Below are 23,410 nucleotides of genomic sequence, written 5' to 3' on the forward strand. Positions count from 1 at the left end.
CCGGGCATGACGCCCTCACTCTGGATAGGGTAGGCGGCGATGACGGCTATATGGTTCGGGCTGGCGGCGATCGCGCTCGTAGGTGCGATCGTGCTGCTCTATTTCGATCGGCTGCAGCGGCAGCGCACCGGGCATGTGCGGCAGGTCTGGGCGAAATCCCAGGGCTACACCTATGTTTCGGTGGAGCCCGCGCTGGCCTCCACCTGGCGGCGCGGCGCGCTGGCCAAACTCGGCTACCTGTCCGCGGTGGACGTGGTGTCGGGCAACCGCAAGGGTGAGAAGTTCGTGCTCTTCGATCTGGAGGACGCCGCCACCCTGGTCGCGGTGCGCCGGCAGATCGGCTCGGACATCGACATCGACCTGCGGTTGAAAACCGCGGCGCCGCCGAAGGATCACGATCTGGAGCTGCTCGGCGCCATCGGCGACCGGGTGGTCTTCGCGACCAATCCGGATGTCGCGCGGCACGCGGTGGATCAGCGCATGGTGGCGTTCATCGAGTCGCTGCCCGACGAGGTGCAGCAGCTGTGGTCCGAAGGCAACTGGACGCTCGGCATGCTGCCGGTCGGCGCGGTCGCCAAGGACTGGGAGACCGCCATCGACGCGGTGCTGCGACTGTCGGGTCTGCTGCACGTGCTGCCGCCGGTCATCAATGCCGAGCGCGGCCGCGACGAACTGCCCGAACCCGGTCGTTCGCAACCGGTTCCCGGGGACGACGACTACGACGGCCACGACGAATTCGGCGACTACGGCGACGGCGACCGTCCCGCGCGCGCCGAACGCCCCCGCGACGACCGCCCGGCCCGCCCGCGCGGCGACGCCGACGACTACGACTCGCCGCTGGTCAGCGATATTGCCGGCGCCGGCGAACCGGACGACGAGCCCGAAAACTGGCGGCCCGCACTGAAAGTCGTGCCGGACCCGCGCAACCGCCCGCGCCGCAACTGGCCGCCCGCCCCCGAGGACGGCCCCCGCCCCGAGGGTGAAGACCGTTGGGACGAACCGGAATCCGACGAATGGCGCGAGGAATCCGATCCGGACCGTGAGCCCGAGGAGGGCTGGCGCAAGGATCAGGGCCGCAGCGCCCCGCCCGGCGGCCCCTTCCATCCGGGCTTCCGCCCCTACCAGGGACCAGCCCCGAGGTGACGCCCGGCCGTGTCCACGCGCGGCGCGCCGCAGCCACACCGTGTCTGCGCGAATTCGCCGCGTGTGGGTCGGCCAGGGAACAGAATGAGGGCGCAGTTCCGGTCATCGCCGACCACTCCCCGAACGTGCGAGTGATGGGCCGTCGATGACCGAGAGTTCCCCCGATCAGGTGCGCCTGCCGGGCGCGCGCCGTCCGGTGGCCTTGGTCACCGGACCGACCTCCGGCATCGGCAAGGCATACGCCACCAGGCTCGCCGCCCTCGGCTACGACCTGGTACTGGTGGCGCGGGATGAGGAGCGGCTGGCCGCGCTGGCACACGATCTCCAGGTGCGGTTCGCCGCGCGGGCCGAGACGCTGCCCGCCGATCTGAGCCGTTCCGCGGACCGCGATCGGGTGGCCGCCCGCCTCGCCGAAGGCGTCGAATTCCTGGTCAACAACGCGGGATTCGGCATGTCGGGCGAATTCTGGACGCAGGGCCCTGACGCTCTGCAGCACCAACTGGATGTGAACGTCACCGCTGTCGTGCAGCTCACCCGGGCGGCCCTGCCGGCCATGCTGCACGCGGCCAAGGGCACCGTGGTGAATGTGGCCAGCGTCGCGGGCCTGATCTCGGGACGGGGCTCGACCTATTCGGCCTCCAAGGCGTACGTCGTATCCTTCTCTCAAGGGCTGGCCGGCGGGCTGGCCGGAACCGGAGTCCGGGTGCAGGCCTTGTGCCCGGGATTCGTCCGCACCGAATTCCATGAGCGGGCCGGCATCGAGATGGCCTCGCTACCGCGACCCCTGTGGTTGAGCGTGGACGAGGTGGTGGCCGGTTCGCTGCATGATCTGGAGAAAGACCGGGTGATCAGCGTGCCCGGACTGCAGTACAAAGCGATCGTCTCGATCGCCGGGCTCATCCCACGAACCCTGGTGACCCGCCTGAACCGGGGCCTGTTCAACGCACGCGGAAGGACATAGACACAGCAATGCAGGTAACGACCACCGACCGGGACAGACTCGCGGCTCTGGTGCGCGAACTCGCCGTCGTACACGGCCGGGTGACCCTGTCCTCGGGCAAGGAAGCCGACTACTACGTGGACCTGCGCCGCGCCACCCTGCACCACGAGGCGGCCCCACTGATCGGCAAGCTGCTGCGCGAGCTCGTGGCGGACTGGGACTTCGACGCGGTGGGCGGGCTCACCATGGGCGCGGACCCGGTGGCGGCCGCGGTCCTGCACGCGCCGGGCCGGCCGGTCGACGCCTTCGTGGTGCGCAAGGCCGCCAAGACGCACGGCATGCAGCGCCAGATCGAGGGCCCCGACATCGTGGGCAAGCGGGTGCTGGTGGTCGAGGACACCACCACCACCGGTAACTCCCCGATCACCGCGGTGCGCGCGCTGCGCGAGGCGGGCGCGATCGTGGTCGGCGTGGCCACCGTGGTGGACCGCGAGACCGGCGCCGACGGCATCATCGCCGCCGAAGGTTTGGAATATCGATCGATTCTGGGCCTGAAGGACCTCGCGTTGGGGTAGGACTGATGTCCCGGTGCCAGGGCGTGTCCTTACTGGACGGTTAACAAGACTTGGCTCTGGGCTGAAACCTTGCTCTGGGTTAGCCTGTGTCCTGGTCTTACGTCCGACAACGGTGTCGACAATGATTGTGCGAAGGGTCGTGTGAGTCACCTGTGGTGAGCATTGCAATCAACAAGGGTCAGCAGAATATTGCGATGCTCGGCATCGGTGCCTACCGGCCCCAGCGCGTCGTCAGCAACGCCGAGGTGTGCGAGGTTCTCGACTCCACTCCGGACTGGATCTTCGAGCGCACCGGCATCCACAACCGGCGCTGGATCTCCGGCGACGAGACGCTGCGCAGCATGGCGGTCGCCGCGGGCGAGCGGGCGCTGAAGAACACCGGCATCGACCGGTCCAAGATCGGCGCGCTGATCCTGGCCTCCTCCAGCTGGCTCAAGCTGACCCCGCACGGCGCCCCGACCGTCGCCTCGGACCTGGGCATGAACGGCATCCCAGCCTTCGACCTGGTCTCGGGCTGCGGCGGTTTCGGCTACGGCCTCGGCGTGGCCGCGGACATGATCCGCTCCGGCTCGGCCGAATACATCCTGCTCATCGGCGCCGAGACGATGACCGTCGGTCTCGACCCGACCGACCGCGGCACCGCCATGATCTTCGGTGACGGCGCGGGCGCGGTCGTGATCGGCCCCGCCGAGGAGAACGGCATCTCCCCGACCGTGTGGGGCTCCGACGGCGAGAACGCCGAAGCCATCGCGCAGGACGTGGACTTCCTGGAGTTCATGAACAAGGCGCAGCGCCTGCAGGGCACCGACCCGGCCGTGGAGTCCGTGGGCCGGATGTCGCTGCACATGGAGGGCCCCAAGGTCTTCCGCTGGGCCGCCGTCACCCTGCCGCGCGCGCTGTCCAGCGCGATCGAGCTGTCGGGCGTGTCCAAGGACGACATCGAGGTGTTCGTCCCGCACCAGGCCAACGCCCGGATCAACGAGCTGATGAAGAAGAACCTCGGCCTCCCCGACGATCTGCCGATGGCCAACGACATCGAGAACACCGGCAACACCTCGGCCGCCTCGATCCCGCTGGCCATCGAGGAGATGCTGGTGACCGGCAAGGCCAAGGGCGGTCAGCTGGCGCTGCTGCTCGGCTTCGGTGCGGGCCTGTCCTACGCCGGCCAGGTCGCGGTGCTGCCGCCCGCTCCGGCCGAGCCCAGCTTCTGATGGCCCGCCCGTTCCGTGCCGCCTTCATCGGTGCGGCGGCGGTCACCGTCTACGGCGCGGTCACCGGTCGCGAGAAACTGCAGTGGGTGGCGAAGCCCCTGCTGATGCCGCTGCTGGCCGCCGATGTGGCGGTCAACGGCAAGCGGCTGCAGCCCACCGATCGCACCGTGCTGCTCGGTTCGCTGGCCGCCGCCACCGTGGGTGACGTGCTGCTCATCGACCCCGACGACGATCGCCGATTGATCGCGGGCGCTTCGTCTTTCGCGGTCATGCAGTCCGGATACTCGTGGCTGTGGTGGCGGCACGGCGCTCGGCCCCGGCCCGCCATCGCGGGCCAGCGGCTGGCGGCCTGGCTGGGTGCGGCGACGTTGATGCGGTTCAAGGCCCCGACCGTGGCGGTGCCGCTCACCGTGTACGGCGCGACGCTGGGCGCCGCGGCCACGCTGGCCTCGGATCCGGAATTGGCGCGCGACGCGAAGAACATTGCGGGCGTGAACGTTCCGAACGTGGATCCGCGCAGCCGGCTGGGCCTGGGCGCACTGCTGTTCACCGTGTCCGACGGATTGATCGTGCTGCGCCGCATTTTCGCGCGCGGTGAGAAGTCCCGCCGAATCACCGAGGGTGTCATTCTCGGCACTTATGCGGCCGCGCAGTATCTGCTGGCGGATCCGCGCGCGCATCGGTAGGTATATCGGTAACCGAATAGGTCACCGTATCCGTCACCGGAATTCGATATGAAAGAACCCCATCCAGAAATCACTGGATGGGGTTCTTCGTGTCTCGTCCGCGAAGGATCAGGGCAGGATCTGCGGAACGGAATTCGGGGCGATAGCACCGACGAGCAGGCCAACCAGTGCGAGCTGCAGGCCGGGGCCGACGGCGCAGAGCGGGATCAGCGGAATTCCGATAATGGTGATGCCACAGATGACGGCGCCGGTCGCGGCGCCGATGACGAAGCCGAGGGCGGCGGCATTGGCCATCGGATCGTGGTTCTGGGCATTCGGGTCGGTGGCGATATCCTGCGGCTGCGAGACCTCGGCCGCGACCGGGGCGACATCCGGGGTCACGGGCTGCGCGGCCTCGGCGGCGACGGGCTGGGCGATGGCCGCCGCGGCCGGAGCCGCCGGGGTAGCCGCGGCGAGCTGCACGATCGGGGCCGACTGCGGGGCCTCGACCGGCGCGGTGGCGGAAGCCGTTCCCGCGCCGGCGAAGGTGGCGGCGACCGCCAGCGGCAGAGCCGCGACAACTGCCTTACGACCGAAATTGCGAATGGTGCGACGCATGATTATTCCTATCCTCCCGACCCCCGACGCACGCTGAACTCAGATGGCGTGCAGAACGATTCGCGTTGCGAAAAGCAACAGAACAAGTTCTAGCGGATCGCAGTCACGGAATCAAGTCGGATATTTCGGTGACGGCAGTCAGCAGTTCCCGCCCCGCCGATGATTCCCGCCACCAAGCGGTATGACCGAGGAAGTAATCGGTATAGGCGATTTCGGCATTCTCCGGATTGCCGCCGGGGATCACGCCCAGGAAGTAGTCGATCTCGGAGAGTTCGTATTCGCAGTGCACCATCGGGAGTAGCGCGGGGAGGGCGCGGCGTTCGGCCGGGGTCAGCGGGCGGACCGATGCGTAGGCCCGCAGGAAATCCCGGACCTGATCGAATCGGACATGTGCGGGACCACCCGCGCGGATCGAAATCCAGTCCACCGCGCAGCGTTCGATCGCGGTGGCGAGATCGTGGATCGCGGTGGTGCGGTCGCACAGGCCGAAGTCGATGACCGTGGCGACAACGCCGTCTCGCCACAGCAGGTTGGTGCCGTGCCAATCATTGTGCGTCCACAGGGGTTCCAGGTCGGTGAGCAGCGGGTGCAGCCGCTCGCAGGCGGGTAGCTGGACGCGTTCCAGGTCACCCCGCCAATCGCGGCCGGCCAGGAAGGATCCCAGCGCGGGGCGTTCGACTGCGCGTTGCGCCACGGCCGCAAGGGGATCGGCGGCGGCGAACACGGTGAAGCCCGCCTGGAGCGGCCGGGGCGGTCGGTTCGGTGCGTCGTATCCGGCGGCGGCCAGGTGTAGCCGGGCCAGCATGCGCCCGGCTGCGGCGGCATCGTCGAGAGAGCGGTAGGGGGACCAGGAGAAGACGCCCCGGTAATCGTCGGTCCCGGCCCCGAGTTCCTGCACTTCGTAGGAGAATTCGCCGATTTCGAGGGTGCGCAGGACGCCGGGCACCGGAATTCCGTTCCCGCGCAGGTGATCCATGAATCGGTGTTCCTCGCCGAGCGCGGCGGCGTCGCGCAGGGTGCGGGGCAGGCGTTTGAGGATGACCTCGCGGTCGTCGGGCAGCCGGACCCGCGCGGTGGCCGACAGCGGTCGCGGACTGCGCCAGGTGATGGCGGCGTCCGGCCCCAGCACCGCGTCCACCTCGGCGGAAGTGAGTGCGGGCCAGTCGGGTTCGACCAGTGGGTCGAGCCCCATGCCGTAGACCCGGCCGTCGGTCATCCCCGGCGGAACCGCACCAGGATCGCCGTCACGGCGGCGGCCGCCAGGAAGGAGTACAGCGAGGCCGAGGACCACCAGCCCGGATGGATGCCGAGCCGGTCCTGCGCCTTGATCCAGAATTCGCTCCACCAGCTGATGTAGCCGGGGTTGAACAGTTGATAGGTGACGAAGCCGATCGCCCACGGCAGCAGCATGAGCGGCCGGGTGGGGGCGGATTCGGTGAGGTCCCAGCCGGTGCGGCCGCGGCCGAAGAAGTAGTCGACGACCAGCACCGCGCACAGCGGCACGAAGACCGAGCCGATCAGCACCAGGAAGTTGGCGTAATTGCTGAAGTCGCGCACCGGCAGGGCCAGCAGCGTCACGACCAGGCCGACCAGCGACGCCAGCAGCCGCCGGTCCACCCGGGGCAGCAGGTTCTGGATCGACATGGCTGTCGAATAGATGTTGGCGAAGGACTGATCGGATTCGCGCAGCACCAGCACCGCGAAGAACAGCCATCCGGCGGTGACGCCGAGGAAGGTGTCGAAGATGTGGTCGGCGTTGCCCCCCGCCTGCAGGATCGCGAGGATGCCCAGCAGGTAGCACCAGACCTGCGCGACGGAGTATCCGACCACGGTGGCCCCCGCCGCGGTGCGCGCCGAACGAGAGTGCCGGGTGTAGTCGGCGGCCAGCGGCACGAAGGAGATGGACACCGCGAGGGTGCTGTCGACGGCGGGCCAGAAGCCGCTCCAGCTGGTGTCCGTGGGCAACGGAACAGGTTGGCGCAGTAGCTGAATCGTGAAGTAGATCAGTGCGATGGCCACCGCCACCGACACGTATTTGCGCAGCGCCCGCACCGCGGACAGCGGCCAGATGGCCATCACGGTGGACAGCACGCCCGCGCCGATGATGACGATCCAGTGCGGCACCCGGTCGTGGGTGAGCGCCGAGACGCCGAGGGTAATGACGGTGAGTTCGTACACGCCCCAGCCGATGCACTGCACGATGTTGGCGACCGTCGGCACATACGACAGCCGGGTGCCGAACAGTCCGCGCAGCACCGCCATGGCGGGCGCGCCGGTGCGGGAGCCGATGGCGGCGGGCCCGGCCACCATGGCCGCGCCGATCACGGTGCCGACCACGGTCGCCAGCAGCGCCCCGGTGAGGGGCAGGTGTGAGCCGTTGGGGGTGAGCACCACCGCGGCGCCGCTGAAACCGATCAGGCTGACGCCCAGATTCAGCCAGAACGCCGCCTGATCGGTGAACCCGAGGCTGCGCGGCGGCTCGGTGTCGAGCACCAGCGGCGCTTCCCGGCGGTCCGGTTTGTCGGCGATCGTCATGGCCAGGATGCTACGGCCAGGATTGGGCGAATCCTGCAGAGTGTCCCGGCGAGCGCGCCCGGGTCACAGGCACAGCATGATGCGGTCGCGGTTGCGGGGATCGACGCGGATCGAAATCGTGCCGCCCACAGCGATTCTCGGTTTCACCACCGGTTCGACGTCGAACACGATGCTGCCGTAATAGGTTTCCGAGCCCGGCACCACCAGTTCCAGGTCGAGTTCGGTGAGCTCGGTGCAGTGGTCGGTGCGTTGCAGCGGATGCACGCCTTCGATGTTCGCCCACCCTTCGAGTCCGTGCCGCCGCAGTTTCCGGTCGGAGCGGGTGGGCCGCTGGGCGAAGAGCATGCCCAGGCCGAGGAAGGTTCCGTACAGTCCGACCAGTGTGACGACCTGCACCGGGAGGGTGCCGGGCGGGGTGAGCGGGACCAGCCAGCCCAGCCACAACCCGAGTGCGACGAGATATGCCGCCGTCACTCCGAGCACGATTCGGGCGATGCGCGCGTGGTCCATCAGACCTCCAACCACGGCCTTCGGGACTCCAGGATAGTCCCGAATTTTGTCCCGTGTGGGCCGATCAGGCGAGGTCAGAGGGGTTGCGCGGCGAATCGAGAGCAGCCGGGGATCAAACCGAGACGCCGGATGCGCGGAGCGCGGTCAGGGCGTCCAGGTCCAAGGGCAGGCCGAGGTCGTCGAGCTGCAGGGTCACCTGCCCGTAGTACTCACCGGTCGGTACGTATTGCCCGTCCCGCAGCCGAAAAGTCAGCAGCCGCAACGCCTCCTCGGTCTCCAGCAGCCAATAGTGCCCGATCCCGGCCGCCGCGTACTCGGCGAACTTCATCACCCGGTCCACCCGCCGCGACCCCGGCGACACGATCTCGATGGCCGCCAGCACATCCGCCGGCCGTACCCGGGTGGCATGCTCGGCCCCCGCGGCGCCGCCCACGATCAGCACATCCGGTACCCGCACCGTCGGCGGCGTGCCCTCGTCGATCAGCAATTCGATCCGCGCCATGGCGGCCATCTGCCGCGGCAGCCCGCGCTCGAGCTGAGCTGCCAAGCGCCACACCGCGAGTTGATGCCGCGGCGGCTGCGGCGCCACCACCAGCACGCCGTCCACCAATTCGCGGCAGTGCCGATTGTTCTCCGGAAGCAGCGACCACTCCGCGATGGACAGCAAGTGATTCGGCCAGTATTCAACCGATTTCAGCAACTCCGCGGAACTCGACCGAGTCATGCGCCACAGTCTTCCACGCCCGGCAACCGCGCAGCGATGTTTCCCTCCTTCGACCACGGAAGCGCCCGCACCCGTTGCGGCGCACCACCACCTAGCATTCAGCGCATGACCTACGACGCGCCCCCGCCGGGCTGGGATCCGCAGTCCCAGGGACAGCAGCCGGGCTACTACCAGCAGCCGGGCTACAACCCGGGCTATCAGCCGCCGCTCCCCGGCTACTACCCGCCGGGCTATTACGGCGCCCCCGCCCCGGATCATCCGCAGGCCGTCGTGGTGCTCATCCTCGGCGTGATGAGCCTGGTGTTCTGCCAGCTGCTCGGCCCGGTGGCCTGGATCATGGGCGGCAAGGCGCGCCGCGAGATCGCCGAGTCCAACGGCGCCATCGGCGGTAGCGGCATGGTGACCGCGGGCTGGATCTGCGGCATCATCGCCACCGCGGTGATGCTGCTGTTGATCCTGTTCGTCGTGTTCGCCATCATCGTGGGCGCGGTCGGCTCCTCGCAGTAGCCGACTACCATCGCCGGGTGAGTTCCAGCCCGACCGCCGCAGAGTCCGAAGCCCCCGGCCCGACCGAATGGGGTGAGCATCCGCACGGCGTCGGACCCTGGCGCGCGGAGTTCGGCACCGAGCCGCCCGCGGACCCGCGGCTGGATCCGGAGCTGCTCGCGCACGGCGACCGCCGCAATGTGGTGGACGCTTACCGTTATTGGCGGCGGGAGGCGATCGTCGCCGACATCGATACCCGCCGACATCCGCTGCACGTGGCCATCGAGAACTTCGGGCACGACGCCAATATCGGCACGGTGGTGCGCACCGCCAATGCGTTCGCCGCGGCGGCCGTGCACATCGTGGGACGCAAGCGGTGGAATCGGCGTGGGGCCATGGTCACCGACCGCTACCAGCACATTCACCATCACACCGACACCGGCGAGCTGTTGCGTTTCGCGGCCGCCGAGGGGTTGAGCGTGGTCGCGGTCGACAATGTGCCGGGCGCGGTGCCGCTGGAGACCGCGACCCTGCCGCGGAACTGCCTGCTGCTGTTCGGGCAGGAGGGACCGGGTGTGACCGAGGCCGCGAAAGCGGGCGCACTGCTGACCGTTTCGATCGCGCAGTTCGGCTCCACCCGCAGCATCAATGCCGGGGTGGCGGCGGGGATCGCCATGCACGCGTGGATCCGGCAGCACGCGGACCTCACCGCGGCGTGGTGAGGCGTACGACTCTCGGTAACAAATAAGCCACGAACAGGGTTGTCCGATTGGCATTATTAGTCCCATGACATCGCGGACGGGACGCACCATCGAGCCGACCGCTGCCCTCTGGTCGCAGCGCGCCGATCTCGCCGAGGCCGCGATTCTGTCCCGCCACCTGCGCAAACTGTGGGGTTGCCCGGGCACCCAGCTCGGCGTGGTGGGCTGGCCCGCCACCAAACGCGAGCGCACTTTCGCCTTCTGGCACTACTGGTGGCAGGCCCACCTGATCGACTGCGCGGTCGATGCCGCCAATCGCGCGCCCACCCCCGCCCGGCAGCGCCGGCTCTGGTCCATCGCGCACGCCATGCGGCTGCGCAACATCACCGGCTGGACCAACAACTACTACGACGACATGGCCTGGCTGACCATCTCTTTGGAACGCGCCGAGCGCACCCAGGGGGTGGCCGAGGTCCGCGGCGCACTGCTGGTGCTGGAGAAGGCGCTGGTCAACGGGTTCGAGCCGGAGTTCGGCGCGGTGCCGTGGCGCAAGGGCTCGGACTTCTTCAACGCCCCGGCCAACGGACCGGTCGGCATCGCCATGGCCCGGCTGGGCAACTACCCGCGGGCGCAGGAACTGGCCGACTTCCTCGACGCCAACCTGCGTGACAAGGAGACCGGTCTCATCTTCGACGGCATCCACCTACCGTCCGGTGCGGTGGAGACGCCCGTCTACAGCTACTGCCAGGGCGTCACCCTCGGCCTCGAAACCGAACTGGCCGTGCACACCGGCGAGCCCCGGCACGCCGAACGCGCGATCCGGCTGATCGACGCCGTCGAGGAGCACATGACCGATCGCGGCATCGTGGTCGGCGACGGGGGCGGTGACGGCGGCCTGTTCAACGGCATCCTCGTTCGCTACCTGGCGCTCGCCGCGCTCATGCTCCCCGGCGACGAGCCCGTCCATATCGGCGCGCGCCGCAAGGCCGCCGCCATCGTCCGCTCCTCCGCGACCGCGGCCTGGGAACACCGCTTGGACGTGGAAGGCGAACCGCTCTTCGGTGCGGATTGGCGGCAGCCCGCCCGGCTGCCCGGCGTCGCGGGCGCGGGTGTCTTCGAGGGCGGTTCGGTCAGCGCCTCACGCAGCCCCGAACGCGATCTGTCGGTGCAGCTTTCGGGCTGGAAACTGATGGAGGCCGCGCACACGGTGACGGCCGCGGGGCTCTAGCGCCGGATCAGTCGATCGCGCCGGATCAGGCCCGGTGCTGCCGGGGAAGCGGCACCGTCGCCGGCTCGTCCAGATCGACATCGAAATCCTCGGCGGGCCGAGCCATTTCGGCCCGGTACTGCCGCACGCCGATCACCGTACCCAGGATCAACCCGACGATCAGCGTGCCGATGACCGCGGGCATCAACCAGGAAATGCCCTCGAGGAAACTGCCCGCGTAATAGCTGGCCAGCAGGATCACGGGCGCCCAGATCACCGCCCCGACCGACGAGGCGATGGTGTACTTGCGGTGATCCATCCCCGCCGCGCCCGCGACCAGCGGGCACAGCGTGCGCACCCACGGAATCCAGCGGGCCACCAGCACCGCCAGGAACCCGTGCCGGTGCAGCAGTTCCGAGACCCGTGCCAGATTGCGGGTGTTGATGTATTTGCCGTTCTTGCGCGCCACCAGATGGTGCCCGGTGCGCTGCCCGAAGACGTAGCCCACCTGATTGCCCGCGATGGCCGCGATCATGGTGCCGATCGACAGCGCCCACACGTGGCCCTCGCCATTGACCTGCGAGGCCAGCACCACACCGGCGGTGATCAGCATGGAGTCACCGGGGAGGAAGAGCCCGATGATGAGGGCGCACTCCAGGAACACGAAGGTGAGGACGATGGTCCACACCAGCACCGGCCCGGCCGTCTCGAGCGGGCCGAACCCGCCGAAGGCGAGCGCCCGGGGACCGGAGGCGAGGAGAGTCAGCGGGGTGGTCGGCACCGAAGGGCTCAGCGGGTCGACTCGTTCGACGAGGTGGCCAGCTCCTGCTGCTCCGGGTGCGAACCGCGGTGCAGCAGATTCTTACCGACCGCGATGATGCCCGGGAGAATGGACACGAACACGATCAGCAGGAAGATCGCCTCGACGTTCTTGCGGATGAACTCGACATTGCCCAGGAAGTATCCGAGCACGGTGACGCCGCCGCCCCACAACACCGCGCCGATGATGTCGACGGTCGCGAACTTGCGGTAGTCCATCTTCGACACACCGGCCAGCACCGGCATGAACGTGCGCACGATGGGCACGAAGCGGGCCAGCACGATGGTCTTGGGGCCGTGCTTCTCGAAGAAGGCGTGCGTCTCGGTGATGTAGCGCTGCTTGAAGAAGCGGGTGTCCTCCTTCTTGAACAGCGCCGGGCCGATGGTGCGCCCGATCCAGTAGCCGCTCTGATCGCCCAGCCAGGCCACGAACGCGGTGGCCGGAACCAGCCACCAGATGTTCATACCGGCCGGCGGATGCGCCGAGGCCGCCAGCAGACCGCCAGTGAACAGCAGCGAGTCGCCGGGGAGGATCGGGAACAGCAGGCCGGTCTCGATGAAGACGATGGCCAAGATCGCCGGGAGCACCGCGTGGGACAGCCACGTCTCCGTGAGGAGGTGCATGGGGTCCAAGATCGCGGGCAGCGCGGCGTTGGTCGTCACGGCATCGGATACGGCCAGCAAGGTCACGGCCACCACAGTACCGGTACCCCGGACATCACACCGAACGTCGAAGCAAGCTCACAAAGTTGTCGAGTATCCGAGGCCCCGGACCGTGGAAAAAGCCGCTCCCCTATGGTGTGGGCTGACAGAATTTTGTTGTATCGCAGCACACACCCCACGGAGGTCCACGTGCCCATCGCGACTCCGGAGATCTACGCCGAGATGATTGCTCGGGCCAAGCAGAACTCCTTCGCGTTCCCCGCCATCAACTGCACGTCCTCGGAGACGATCAACGCGGCCATCAAGGGCTTCGCGGACGCCGGTTCCGACGGCATCATCCAGTTCTCCACCGGCGGTGCGGAATTCGGTTCCGGTCTGGGCGTGAAGGACATGGTGACCGGCGCGGTCGCGCTGGCCGAGTTCGCGAACGTGGTGGCCGCGCGCTACGACGTCACCATCGCGCTGCACACCGACCACTGCCCGAAGGACAAGCTCGACACCTTCGTGCGCCCGCTGCTGGCCATCTCGGCCGAGCGCGTGAAGAACGGCCTGAACCCGCTGTTCCAGTCGCACATGTGGGACGGTTCCGCGATCCCGATCGACGAGAACCTCGAGATCGCCAAGGAACTGCTGAAGCAGGCGCACGCGGCGAACATCATCCTCGAGGTCGAGATCGGCGTCGTCGGCGGTGAAGAGGACGGCGTCGAGGCCGAGATCAACGACAAGCTCTACACCTCGTCCGAGGACTTCGAGAAGACCATCGACGCGCTCGGTTCCGGCGAGAACGGCCAGTACCTGCTGGCCGCCACCTTCGGCAACGTGCACGGCGTCTACAAGCCGGGCAACGTGGTGCTCAAGCCCGAGGTGCTGGCCGAGGGCCAGCGCGTGGCCGCCGCCAAGCTGGGCCTGGGCGCGGACGCGCAGCCGTTCGACTTCGTCTTCCACGGCGGATCGGGCTCGTTGAAGTCGGAGATCGAGGACTCGCTGCGCTTCGGTGTGGTGAAGATGAACGTCGACACCGACACCCAGTACGCCTTCACCCGTCCGGTGGCCGGGCACATGCTCGCCAACTACGACGGCGTGCTGAAGATCGACGGCGAGGTCGGCAACAAGAAGGTCTACGACCCGCGCAGCTACCTCAAGAAGGCCGAGACCTCGATGGCCGCGCGCGTCGTCGAGGCCTGCAACGACCTCAACTCGGCGGGACGCTCGATCAGCGCCAAGTAAGCTCAACGCTCGGGATTCCGCGCAGCGCAGCGGAATCCCGGGCAATTTTCGAGCGGCGGGCGCGCCGCGGTCTCTATCGAGGCAGGTGGCATGACTGTCGATGTACGGGTCCTGGGCCCCGTGCAGCTGTTGGTCGCCGGTCGGTCCGTGCCGGTCGGCGGCCCCAAGCCGCGCGCGCTGCTGGCGGCGCTGACTGTGAACCGGCGGCGGGCGGTGTCTTCCCAGGCACTGGCCGACATCGTCTGGAACGACGATCCGCCGGACTCCTATCAGGCTAGCCTGCAGGTGTTCGTCTCCAACATTCGTAAGACGCTGCGTACCGCCGGCATCGACCCGGTCGCGTTGCTGCGCACCGAATCCTCCGGCTACCGCCTCGAAATCGAGGACGACGAGTGCGATCTCGGCCGTTTCGAGACGCTGCGCCGCGAAGGTTCCGAGGCGGCCGCCATCGGCGACCCCGCCACCGCGTCCCGGCTCTTCGGTGCGGCCCTGGCCGAATGGAGCGGCCGCGCCCTCGACGACCTGTCCGGTCTGGGCTTCGCGGAGAGCTTCGCCACCGCCATGGACGAGGAGCGGCTGCTGGTCGCCTCCGCCCGCATCGACTCCGAAATCGCCTTGGACCGCGCCTCTTCCGTGGTCGGCGAACTGGTATCGATGACCAGCGCGCACCCGCTGCGGGAACCGCTGTGGGCGCAGCTCATCACCGCCCTGTACCTGTCCGGACGCCAAGCCGACGCGCTCGACGCCTGCCGCCGGGTGCGCACCGTGCTCGCCGACGAACTCGGCATCGATCCAGGTCCCGCGCTGATCGCGCTGGAACAGAAGGTGCTGCGCCAGGAACCGTTGAGCACCGGGCAGATTCACGAGGTCGAACGCATGGCGAAGGCCATGACCGAGACCGTCACCGAGATGCCGCGCGCGGTCCGCGCCGGACAGCTGCGCCTGGCCGACGGGCGGGTGGTGCCGATCGGCGCCAACGGCGTGAAGATCGGTCGGATGACCGACAACGATCTGATCCTCGACGACCCCAAGGCCAGCCGGTACCACGCCCAGATCACCCCGAGCCGGGCCGGACTGCTGATCAAGGATCTGCACTCCGCCAACGGGATCTACATCAACGAGGAGTCCATCGAGTCCGCGGCGGTGCTCGCCGACGGCGACGCCATCCGGATCGGCACCACCGTGATCGTCTTCCAGGCTCTGCGCTGACCTTTCGGGTAGGGTCCGCCCCGGATGATGTCCGGGTGACCCGATTGTCGAGAGGGTTGAACGCATGGCCAAGCGGCTCGTGGCGGCTGCGGGGGCGGTGATCTTCGGGGCGGGAGTGCTCGTCGGAATGGGTCGGCCGGTCGCGGTGGCGGAACCGGAAACCGGTGCGGCGCCGGAGGTTCCGGGCATCGGAGCCTGCGGGACCGACGCCCGGCCCGAACACGTGTCGGTGGTGCCCAAGACCGTGGAGGTGCCGGTGGCGTATCCGGTCGTCACCGTCGACACCGGGCCGCTGCCGGAGAACACCGAACGGGTGACCATGGAGCTGCCGCCGGACCCGTGCGTGAACCCGTGCCCGGACCTCACCGACACTCCGGCCCCGCCACCGGGGCTCGGTGAACAGCTCGGCTTGCCGAAGCTGATCCTGCGGCCGCAGCCGTTCAATTTCGCACTGCCCAACCCGAATCCGCCGGCGCTGCCGCCCGGACCCGAGCCCGCGCACCCGGCGACCGAGCCCGCCGCGCAGTCACCCGCCCGGCCCGCGCCGCAGGTCTCCGACGTGCGCGAGGTGTCCAAACTGACCGGCGCCGACTCGCTCAACCGCACCGACAAGCGCTGGCAGGTGCAGGGCACCGATCTGGGCATCATGTGGCAGAGCGCGCCCGACGAGATCGCCATCGCCTTCGGCGACACCGTGGGCCGGGAATTCCATCCGCCCGGCGGCATGGGCGAGGATTGGCGCTCGAACCTGCTGGCGTTCAGCAAGAACCGCGATCTCGCCAACGGCGTCGTCTTCGACCGCATGGTCACCGACGACCGCTGCCACGCCGCGGAAATGCTGAGCAGCCGCAAGATGGACAATATCGAGATCACCACCATCCCCACCTCGGGGTTCGCGCTCGGCGACCGGCAGTACATGAGCTACATGTCGATTCGCACCTGGAACAGCGTGCCCGGCACCTGGTACACCAACTACGGCGGCCTCGCCTACTCCGACGACCACGGCGAACACTGGACCAAGGATCCGCACGCCAAGTGGGAGAACATCTTCGGCGTCTCCAGCTTCCAGGTCGCGGCCATGGTGCCGCAGGGCGACTGGGTGTACATGTTCGGCATCCCCAACACCCGCCTGGGCGGGGTCGGGCTCGCCCGGGTCCCCAAGGACCAGGTGCTCAACCCGACCGCTTACCAGTACTGGCAGGGCGGCTCCTGGGCGCCCGCCACGAACGGAACGGCGACCGCCACACCGATTGTCGACGCGCCCGCCGGGGAACTGTCGGTCCGCTACGACGAGGACCGCAAGGTATGGCAGATGAGCTACCTCGACACGGCGAAGGCGGGTCTGGTTGTGCGGGAATCGGATTCACCGCAGGGCGTGTGGTCCGACAGCGCGGTCACCGTGAGCGCTCTCCAATTCCCGGAGCTGTACGGCGGTTTCATCCACCCGTGGTCGACTGGTCAGGACCTGTACTTCACCATGTCGACCTGGAACGACTACAACGTCTACCTGATGCACGCGACGCTGAACTGAGCACCGCGAAAAAGGCGGGCCCGCACAATCTGTGCGGGCCCGCCTTTTTCGTCTGCGACTCAGCTCAGCCGGATCTCGGCGATCGCGCGGCCGAACAGCTTCTTGCCCTCCGAGGTCGCGCCCAGCACGACGGTCGCCGCGCCGGTGGCGGCGTCCACCGACTTCACCTTGCCGGTGAACTCGACGAAGGTCGGGGCGGTCGGCTCCACCGGCACGTAGCCGGAGAAGCGGACGCTGAACTTGCCCAGCGCCGACGGATCGCCCAGCCAGTCCACCAGGTAGCCGGCTGTCAGGCCCATGGTGAGCATGCCGTGCGCCACCACGGTGGGCAGGCCGACCAGGGTGGCGGCGGCGTCGCTGAAATGGATCGGGTTCGGGTCGCCGGAGACGCCCGCGTAGTTGACCAGGTCGCCCCGGGTGACCGGCACCTTCGCGGCGGGCAGTTCGGTGCCCGCGGCCACGTCGGCGGTGGTGGGCACGGTGTGGACCGGGAGCTGCGCGGCGGGGGCGGCCGGCTCGATCACGTCCTCGGGCGCCAGCAGGATCAGGCCGGCCGGGTCGTTGTCGAACTCACCGGGAGCCACCACGTGACCGTGCATGACCACGCCGGACACCGTCTCGACGGCGACCGGATCGATCTCGACGCCCTTGCGGGCCACGATGGTGGTGGTGGCGACCAGCACCGGGCGCATGTCGTCGTCGGTCAGGGTGACCTTGACGGTGATGAAGTCGTTGCCGCCGTAGCTGCGGATGCTCTCCACCACGACGTCCACGCCCAGGCGGTCGCCGGCCAGGATCGGGCGGTGGTATTCGAAGACCTGGTCGGTCTGCAGGATCTGCGAGACGTCGTACTCGGTGAGCACGGACCCGATCAGCGAGCGGGTGGTGGCCGCGCCGATCACCGACGCGAAGGTCGGCGAGGCGAGCAGGCCGGCGTAGCCGATCTCGGTGGCGTCGGCCTCGGCGTAGTGGGCGGGGTGCTGGTTGCGGACCGCGCGGGCGAACTCGCGGACCTTCTCGCGGCCCACGTCGTAGTGATCGCGGACGCGGAAGTGGCGACCGACCAGTTCGGCGGCGGTGGCGGTGGCGGGCTCCGCGGTCAGCGGGGCGATGCTCTCTGCCGTATCCGGCACGATGTGCTCAGCCGTACTCGGCATGGTGTTCAGCTCCTGCAATTCGCTCTGGTGGACGGTGTACAAACACCGCTGACGTGCCCGAATGCCGAAACAGCCAGCCCAGACAACCCCGACACCCTACCGACGTGTCGGACCGGTGACCAGATCTATGTGATGTTCATCGCGAGTGATGACAAGAACGTGTCAGGGCAGATTCGGCCACCGGGAAGAGCGGACCGGTCCACGTGTCAGAGCTGATCGGCCGGGGCGTGCGGGCCGATCGGGTCGGGGCGTGCGGACCGACCGACCCCGGTTCGCGCGGGGCCGATCGGCCTGTGTGTCAGTGTCCGTTCTGCGGCTCGCACACCTTCCAGGAACCACCCTCGTTACGCAGATCGAACGTGCGCGAGGAGGTCTTCGCGGGATCGGCCTCGGTGAAGACGGTCGCCTGTGCCAGCGCGGAGTCGCCGGTGATCTGGATGGCGTCCACGCTCTTCACCTGCGGAATGCTCTTCTGCTCCTTGGACGTCTTGTAGACGCTCGCGAACTGGTCGGCCGAGATCTTCTGATAGAAGTCGTGCTGCGCACCGCAGGTCACCGACCGCAGCGTCTCCAGATTCCCGCTGTCCAGCGCATCGGTGTACGACGTGATCGTCTTCTGCACCTGCGCTTCGGGCGAATTGCTTTCGCTGCTCTTCTTCACGCCGAGCACCACACCGACGATCGCGACCACCGCGAGCACCGCCGCCGCCGCGATCAGCCACATCTTCTTCGATCCGCCGGACGCCTTCGGAGCCCCGTCGACGGCCTCGGCCGGGGGCACTCGCTGCGGCTGCGCCAGCCCCTGCGCACCGATTCCCACCGGTGCGCCGATGCCCGGCTGTCCACCCGGTCGCATCCCCGGCTGCGCACCGGGTCCCTGGGCAGCGGCGAGACCCTGCTGTCCGTTCGGTCCCGGCTGTCCACCCGGTCCCTGAGGCGCGTTCGGGCCCTGCGCGCCACCCGGTCCCTGAGGTGCGCCCGGTCCGTGCGGGCCGTTCGGCCCCTGCGGCCCGCGCGGTCCCTGCGGGCCTTGCGGCGCACCCGCTCCGACCCGCTGCGGCGACGCGATCCGCGGGCCGCCGATCGGCTGGCCGGGCGTGGTCGGCTGCATATCCGCCGGGGAGGGCGCGGTGCCGGTCCGGCGCGGACCCATCGGCGGAGCCATCGGCGGGCGCGGCGGCGACGGACGGGTCTCCTCGACCGGGGCGTCCTGCGCCGGAGCGTTCCCCCTCGGCCCGACATTCCGCGGCCCCGAATTCACCCGCGGCGACTGCGGCGGCTTGCTGACCGCCCGCCCCTGCGGCCCGGACACCCGGATCTTCTCGGTACCCGCCTCATCCGGGGCCGCCGGCGCGGCCGCATCGGCTGCCTTCGGAACCTTCTTGATCACAACGGTTTCCGCGTCACCCGACGGCGGGACCGGCGTCTCGCCGCCCGCCGCGCCGGCATCGCCGGTGCCGCCGGACTTCTCGCCGGAAGCCGCGGGCATGCCCTTGGTCGGCACCTCTTTCGGTGCGGACTTCTCCTGCTCACCGGCCTTGCCCGCCGCCTGCCCGGAATCCTTGGCGGCAGAACCGGATTGACTCTCGCCGCTCGGCCCGTCCACCCCGGTGGCGACACTCGCGCCCTGGCCGGGCTGCTGAATCTTGATCAACTGGGTGGTGGCGTCGGCCCCGGCGTCCACCGGTGCGGCCTGCTCGCCACCCGATCGCTGAATCGGAATGAACTGGGTAGGAGCGTCATCGGCGGGCGACGCGGCACCCGGTCCACGGCCCGCGCCGGACTGCTGTCCGCCCGGAGCGGATTGCCCTGCGCCACTGCGCTGCTCGCCCTGCGGTGCGGAGGAACCCGGGCCTCCGGCGGATGCGGCGGTGCCGGACTTGTCAGCGTCCGCTGCGCTGCCGGCGAGTGTGGCCGATTCGGATTGCGCTGTGCCCGAGGGGCGTCCGCCGGGTGCGGGCGGCTGACCGGCCGCAGCCGGACGCGCGGGCGCTCCGGTCTGCCCCGCCGAACCGGGGGCCGGGGGCTGCCCGCTCGGAGAGTTCTGCGGCTTGAATTCGCCCGAGCCCTGTCGCGCGGCCGCCGGTTGCTGTCCACCGGGTGCGCCTTGAGGTCCTGCGGCCGGTGTCTGTCCACCGGGTGCGTTCTGCGGTCCCGCGGTCGAAGTCTGTCCACCGGGCGCGCGCTGCGGTCCCGCGGTCGAGGTCTGTCCGGCGGGTGTGTTCTGGAGGCCTGCGGCCGGGGCCTGTCCACCGGGCGTGGCCTGTGGCCCTGCGGCTGGGGTCTGCCCGGCGGGTGTGTTCTGGGGGCCTGCGGCCGGGGCCTGTCCACCGGGCGTGCCCTGCGGCCCTGCGGCTGGGGTCTGTCCGGCGGGTGCGTTCTGGGGTCCCGCGGTCGGGGCCTGTCCACCCGGCGCGCGCTGCGCTCCCGCGGAAGGTGTCTGTCCGCCCGGGGCGTTCTGCTGTCCGGCGGTGGGCGGCTGTGCGCCCTGCGGTCCGGACTTCGGGGCCTGGACGCGGCCCGCGCCGGCCGGCGGCTGCACGCGGCTCGCGCCCGAGGGGCCTGCGGCCTTGGGGTTTTCGTAGTGGATGGTGGCGAAACCGGAGGGGCCGGACTTGGCGGCGGGTGCGCCGGAGGCGGCGGGTTTGCCTGCGCCGGTGCGGATTTCCTCGGTGCGGGCGTTGGGGGAGGGGATGGCCTCGGTGGCCGCGGTCGGAGGTGCGGTGTCGGCGGGGCCGGCGCCGGCCGCGGCGTCCTTGCCGTTCTCGGGCCGGTCAGCGGACTGGTCGGCTGGGTTCGAGGGTGTGCCGGTGGCCCGTTCGCCTGCGGCGGGGCCGGACGCCGGGTTGGCAGGCCCCTGCTGCTGCTGGTCGTCTTTCGGGTCGGACACGCGCTGCACCCCTCGCTTCGGCGGAACTGTGATTCGAAGGTCAGCCTACTGAGCATTCCGGGTACCGGTGCAGAATGATCGGCATGACCTCCTTCGGCGATCTGCTCGGACCGCAGCCGGTCCTCCTTCCGGAAAACACCGACGCGGAGGACGCGCTGCTCCAGAAACAGGACCCGGTGCAGGTCGCCGCGGCCCACCCGACCGCCTCGATCGCCTGGGCCTACCTGGCCGAAGCGGCGCTGGAGCGGGGCGCCGCCGCCGAGACCGATGTCAACCACGACATCATCTCCGCCTACGCCTTCGCCCGCACCGGCTACCACCGCGGCCTGGACCTGTTGCGCCGCAACGGCTGGAAGGGCTTCGGCCCGGTGCCGTGGAGCCACGAACCCAACCAGGGCTTCCTGCGCAGCGTCGGCGCACTGGCCAAGGCCGCCCGCGCCATCGGTGAGACCGACGAGTACGCGCGCTGCCTGGACCTGCTCGAGGACTGCGACCCCCGCGCCGCCGCCGAGCTCGGCCTCGACTGAATTGAGCGGTGGCCTAGGCGAAACCATCGACGCCGCCCGCGAGAGCGGCGTCACTCGCATGCGCAAGGCCGCCGGCCGGGTCCGCTCGTCGCTGCTGCCGATCGTGCAGTGCGCGATCGGCGCGGGCGTGGCCTGGTTCATCGCCCACAACGTGATCGGGCACGAGCGTCCGTTCTTCGCACCGATGGCGGCGATGATCTCCATCGGCGTCTCGTTCGGGGCGCGGCTGCGCCGGTCGATCGAGCTGATCGTGGGCGTGGCCGTCGGCATCGGCATCGGGGACCTGTTCGTGTCCCGGGTCGGCACCGGTGGCTGGCAGATCATGCTGCTGGTGGTGCTGGCCATGTGCGCGGCCGTCTTCCTCGACGGCGGCCCGGTGATCACCATGCAGGCGGCCAGTTCCGCGGTGCTGGTGGCGACCCTCTACCCGCCCGGTCAGGGCGGGGCGTCGCTGCGCATGATCGACGCCCTGGTGGGCGGCCTGGTCGGCATCGTGGTGGTGGCGGCGATTCCGCTGCATCCGGTGCGCCGCGCCCGTGAGCAGGCGGCCGGGATCCTCGAGGTGATGGGCGCCGCCCTCACCGAATGCGCGGACGGCCTGCTCGAGCAGGACGCCGCGAAGGTCAAGCAGGCGCTGGAGTCGGTACGCGGCACCCAGGGTGCGATCGACTCTCTGCGCAACACTCTCGAAGGCAGCCAGGAGATCATTCGAATCTCCCCGCTGTACTGGAACTCCCGCACCCGACTGAGCCGCTTGCGGGACGCGGCCGACCCGCTCGACAACGCGGTCCGCAATACCCGCGTGCTGTTGCGCCGCGCCCTCACCTCGGTGCGTGACGACGAGGTGCTCGCCCCCGGCCTCATCGCGGAGCTGGAGAAGCTGAGCCAGGCCGTGGACGTGGTGCGCCGCATGATGCTCGCCGACCCCGACGAGAAACCCGATCCCGCCGAGGCGACCCGCGCGCTGCGCTCGGTCGGCAAGGGCGCGACCAAGGATCTGGTGGACGGCGCGGGCCTGTCCGCACACGTGGTCTTCGCCCAATTGCGGTCCATCGTGGTGGATCTCATGCAGGTGTGCGGGGTGCGCCGGCTGTCGGCCATGGCATTGCTGCCCCCGACCGTCCCGCACCCCTATGTCACGCCGATCGACTGACCTGCGGGCGCGGCCCGCCCGATTCGCGTAGTCCGCTACTCGGGCCGGTCCGATCGCGCCCGCCTACCGTTCATGGCAAGCCGGATCCGCGAGGGGTTGGTCCGGCTTCAGAGCCAGAAGCGGGTCAGCCCGCTGCCGAACCGCCACCAGTTGCCCGGCACTCCGGACAGCTCGAACAGCGCGCTGACGCTGTCGAAGAACAGCCGGTTGAGTTCGGGCGTGAACAGCAGCGCGAACAGGATCAGGATGCCGTACGGCTTGATCTGATCCAGCGCCCGCCGCGTCTGATAACTCAGCGACGGCTCCAGAATCCCGTACCCGTCGGTGCCGGGAATCGGCAGCAGGTTCAGCACGGTCGCCGAAATCTGCAGGAAAGCAAGGAAACTCAGCCCGAACCAGAACACCTCGTGCGAGTGCTGGCTGCCGTACACCCGCACGATCACCAGCAGCACCGCCGCGCACAGCGCGTTCACCGCGGGCCCGGCCCCACTGATCATCCGCTGCGTGCGCGGGCTGAAGTTGCCCGATTGCAGGTACACCGCGCCACCCGGCAGCGCGAAACCGCCGAGCGCGATGAACACCACCGGCAGCCCGATCGACAGCAGCGGATGGCTGTACTTGAGCGGATTCAGCGTGAGGTACCCGCGCATCTCCACCTCGTGGTCCCCGGCCCGCCACGCCACGAAGGCGTGCGCGAACTCGTGCAGGCAGACCGACACGATCCACCCGGCCACCACCAGGATGAAAACCCCGAATTGTGCTTGCCGCGAACCGTAGTCGGAGGTCCAGGCCAGGACGCCGCCCAGTACCGTGACCGCCACCACCGCCAGGAACACCGGACTGGGCCGGACCGCACCGGACTTCCGTCCGACCGCGCGCGGGTAATTCACCTGAGACTCCCAACTGGCTCGGCTGCTTC

At 69.2% G+C, this 23,410-nt stretch carries 23 protein-coding genes; 13 read left to right on the top strand and 10 right to left on the bottom strand.

Annotation, left to right across the window (positions count from 1 at the left end; translation table 11 throughout):
• Positions 1-39: 39 nt before the first annotated feature.
• From ACYVKL_RS22390 to ACYVKL_RS22410, 5 genes are all read left to right on the top strand, one after another.
• A complete protein-coding gene (locus ACYVKL_RS22390) occupies positions 40-1,143 on the top strand; it encodes a type III secretion system chaperone family protein (protein WP_379165613.1) in 1,104 nt (367 codons plus the stop codon).
• A 145-nt stretch (positions 1,144-1,288) separates the two neighbouring features.
• The gene (locus ACYVKL_RS22395; RefSeq protein ID WP_357189200.1) at positions 1,289-2,104 is read left to right on the top strand and encodes an SDR family NAD(P)-dependent oxidoreductase; all 816 of its coding nucleotides are present in this window, start codon (positions 1,289-1,291) and stop codon (positions 2,102-2,104) included.
• Positions 2,105-2,112: 8 nt separating this feature from the next.
• Positions 2,113-2,658, top strand: a complete 546-nt coding sequence (gene pyrE, locus ACYVKL_RS22400) for an orotate phosphoribosyltransferase (RefSeq protein WP_213558438.1) — start codon at positions 2,113-2,115, stop codon at positions 2,656-2,658.
• A 152-nt stretch (positions 2,659-2,810) separates the two neighbouring features.
• On the top strand, positions 2,811-3,869 hold the full coding sequence (locus tag ACYVKL_RS22405) for a beta-ketoacyl-ACP synthase 3 (RefSeq protein WP_357189198.1): 1,059 nt from the start codon (positions 2,811-2,813) through the stop codon (positions 3,867-3,869).
• Entirely contained in the window at positions 3,869-4,555 is a 687-nt protein-coding gene (locus ACYVKL_RS22410) for a lysoplasmalogenase family protein (RefSeq protein ID WP_379165614.1), read from the top strand. Before ACYVKL_RS22405 ends, ACYVKL_RS22410 begins: the two co-directional genes overlap by 1 nt.
• A 108-nt stretch (positions 4,556-4,663) precedes the next feature.
• On the opposite strand, the gene ACYVKL_RS22415 is transcribed toward ACYVKL_RS22410, so the two are convergent.
• The 5 genes from ACYVKL_RS22415 to ACYVKL_RS22435 form a co-directional block, all read right to left on the bottom strand.
• Positions 4,664-5,152 (bottom strand): hypothetical protein, encoded by a 489-nt coding sequence (locus ACYVKL_RS22415; RefSeq protein WP_379165615.1) that lies wholly within the window; start codon positions 5,150-5,152, stop codon positions 4,664-4,666.
• A gap of 103 nt (positions 5,153-5,255) precedes the next feature.
• The gene (locus ACYVKL_RS22420; protein ID WP_379165616.1) at positions 5,256-6,368 is read right to left on the bottom strand and encodes a phosphotransferase enzyme family protein; all 1,113 of its coding nucleotides are present in this window, start codon (positions 6,366-6,368) and stop codon (positions 5,256-5,258) included.
• Positions 6,365-7,687 (bottom strand): purine-cytosine permease family protein, encoded by a 1,323-nt coding sequence (locus tag ACYVKL_RS22425; protein ID WP_379165617.1) that lies wholly within the window; start codon positions 7,685-7,687, stop codon positions 6,365-6,367. Before ACYVKL_RS22425 ends, ACYVKL_RS22420 begins: the two co-directional genes overlap by 4 nt.
• A 63-nt stretch (positions 7,688-7,750) precedes the next feature.
• Positions 7,751-8,197: a hypothetical protein gene (locus tag ACYVKL_RS22430; RefSeq protein ID WP_357189188.1), complete on the bottom strand. Its 447-nt coding sequence runs from the start codon at positions 8,195-8,197 to the stop codon at positions 7,751-7,753.
• A gap of 112 nt (positions 8,198-8,309) precedes the next feature.
• Entirely contained in the window at positions 8,310-8,921 is a 612-nt protein-coding gene (locus ACYVKL_RS22435; protein ID WP_379165618.1) for a Uma2 family endonuclease, read from the bottom strand.
• Between the two features lie 105 nt (positions 8,922-9,026).
• Between ACYVKL_RS22435 and ACYVKL_RS22440 the strand changes: the two genes are divergently transcribed.
• From ACYVKL_RS22440 to ACYVKL_RS22450, 3 genes are all read left to right on the top strand, one after another.
• A complete protein-coding gene (locus tag ACYVKL_RS22440) occupies positions 9,027-9,428 on the top strand; it encodes a DUF4190 domain-containing protein (protein WP_379165619.1) in 402 nt (133 codons plus the stop codon).
• Positions 9,429-9,445: 17 nt separating this feature from the next.
• Positions 9,446-10,129 carry a TrmH family RNA methyltransferase gene (locus tag ACYVKL_RS22445; protein WP_379165620.1) on the top strand — a complete coding sequence of 228 codons (684 nt, stop codon included), beginning with the start codon at positions 9,446-9,448 and terminating at the stop codon, positions 10,127-10,129.
• 64 nt (positions 10,130-10,193) lie between these two features.
• Complete coding sequence (locus ACYVKL_RS22450; protein ID WP_379165621.1) at positions 10,194-11,336, top strand: glycoside hydrolase family 76 protein; 1,143 nt, start codon at positions 10,194-10,196, stop codon at positions 11,334-11,336.
• Positions 11,337-11,361: 25 nt separating this feature from the next.
• On the opposite strand, the gene ACYVKL_RS22455 is transcribed toward ACYVKL_RS22450, so the two are convergent.
• Together ACYVKL_RS22455 and ACYVKL_RS22460 are read right to left on the bottom strand one after the other, a co-directional pair.
• Positions 11,362-12,096, bottom strand: coding sequence for a DedA family protein (locus tag ACYVKL_RS22455; protein WP_246598204.1), 735 nt, complete (start codon positions 12,094-12,096; stop codon positions 11,362-11,364).
• A gap of 8 nt (positions 12,097-12,104) precedes the next feature.
• Entirely contained in the window at positions 12,105-12,758 is a 654-nt protein-coding gene (locus ACYVKL_RS22460) for a DedA family protein (protein WP_379165831.1), read from the bottom strand.
• 228 nt (positions 12,759-12,986) lie between these two features.
• Here ACYVKL_RS22460 and fbaA point away from each other — a divergent pair, with 228 nt between their 5' ends.
• The 3 genes from fbaA (at position 12,987) to ACYVKL_RS22475 (ending at position 16,764) form a co-directional block, all read left to right on the top strand.
• Entirely contained in the window at positions 12,987-14,024 is a 1,038-nt protein-coding gene (gene fbaA / locus ACYVKL_RS22465) for a class II fructose-bisphosphate aldolase (protein WP_379165622.1), read from the top strand.
• Positions 14,025-14,114: 90 nt separating this feature from the next.
• Entirely contained in the window at positions 14,115-15,233 is a 1,119-nt protein-coding gene (locus ACYVKL_RS22470; protein WP_213558428.1) for a BTAD domain-containing putative transcriptional regulator, read from the top strand.
• 64 nt (positions 15,234-15,297) lie between these two features.
• Complete coding sequence (locus tag ACYVKL_RS22475) at positions 15,298-16,764, top strand: DUF4185 domain-containing protein (RefSeq protein WP_379165623.1); 1,467 nt, start codon at positions 15,298-15,300, stop codon at positions 16,762-16,764.
• 59 nt (positions 16,765-16,823) lie between these two features.
• Here the strand turns inward: ACYVKL_RS22475 and ACYVKL_RS22480 are convergent, their stop codons facing one another.
• The gene (locus ACYVKL_RS22480) at positions 16,824-17,921 is read right to left on the bottom strand and encodes a fused (3R)-hydroxyacyl-ACP dehydratase subunits HadA/HadB (protein WP_379165624.1); all 1,098 of its coding nucleotides are present in this window, start codon (positions 17,919-17,921) and stop codon (positions 16,824-16,826) included.
• Positions 17,922-18,219: 298 nt separating this feature from the next.
• Positions 18,220-20,811 (bottom strand): Rv0361 family membrane protein, encoded by a 2,592-nt coding sequence (locus ACYVKL_RS22485; RefSeq protein WP_379165625.1) that lies wholly within the window; start codon positions 20,809-20,811, stop codon positions 18,220-18,222.
• Positions 20,812-20,894: 83 nt separating this feature from the next.
• Here ACYVKL_RS22485 and ACYVKL_RS22490 point away from each other — a divergent pair, with 83 nt between their 5' ends.
• Together ACYVKL_RS22490 and ACYVKL_RS22495 are read left to right on the top strand one after the other, a co-directional pair.
• Positions 20,895-21,338: a DUF3151 domain-containing protein gene (locus tag ACYVKL_RS22490; protein ID WP_357189172.1), complete on the top strand. Its 444-nt coding sequence runs from the start codon at positions 20,895-20,897 to the stop codon at positions 21,336-21,338.
• A gap of 58 nt (positions 21,339-21,396) precedes the next feature.
• Positions 21,397-22,491 carry an FUSC family protein gene (locus ACYVKL_RS22495; protein ID WP_379165832.1) on the top strand — a complete coding sequence of 365 codons (1,095 nt, stop codon included), beginning with the start codon at positions 21,397-21,399 and terminating at the stop codon, positions 22,489-22,491.
• A gap of 107 nt (positions 22,492-22,598) precedes the next feature.
• Here the strand turns inward: ACYVKL_RS22495 and ACYVKL_RS22500 are convergent, their stop codons facing one another.
• Positions 22,599-23,381 (bottom strand): site-2 protease family protein, encoded by a 783-nt coding sequence (locus ACYVKL_RS22500; protein WP_379165626.1) that lies wholly within the window; start codon positions 23,379-23,381, stop codon positions 22,599-22,601.
• Between the last annotated feature and the right edge of the window lie 29 nt (positions 23,382-23,410).

Source organism: Nocardia tengchongensis, from assembly GCF_054781395.1.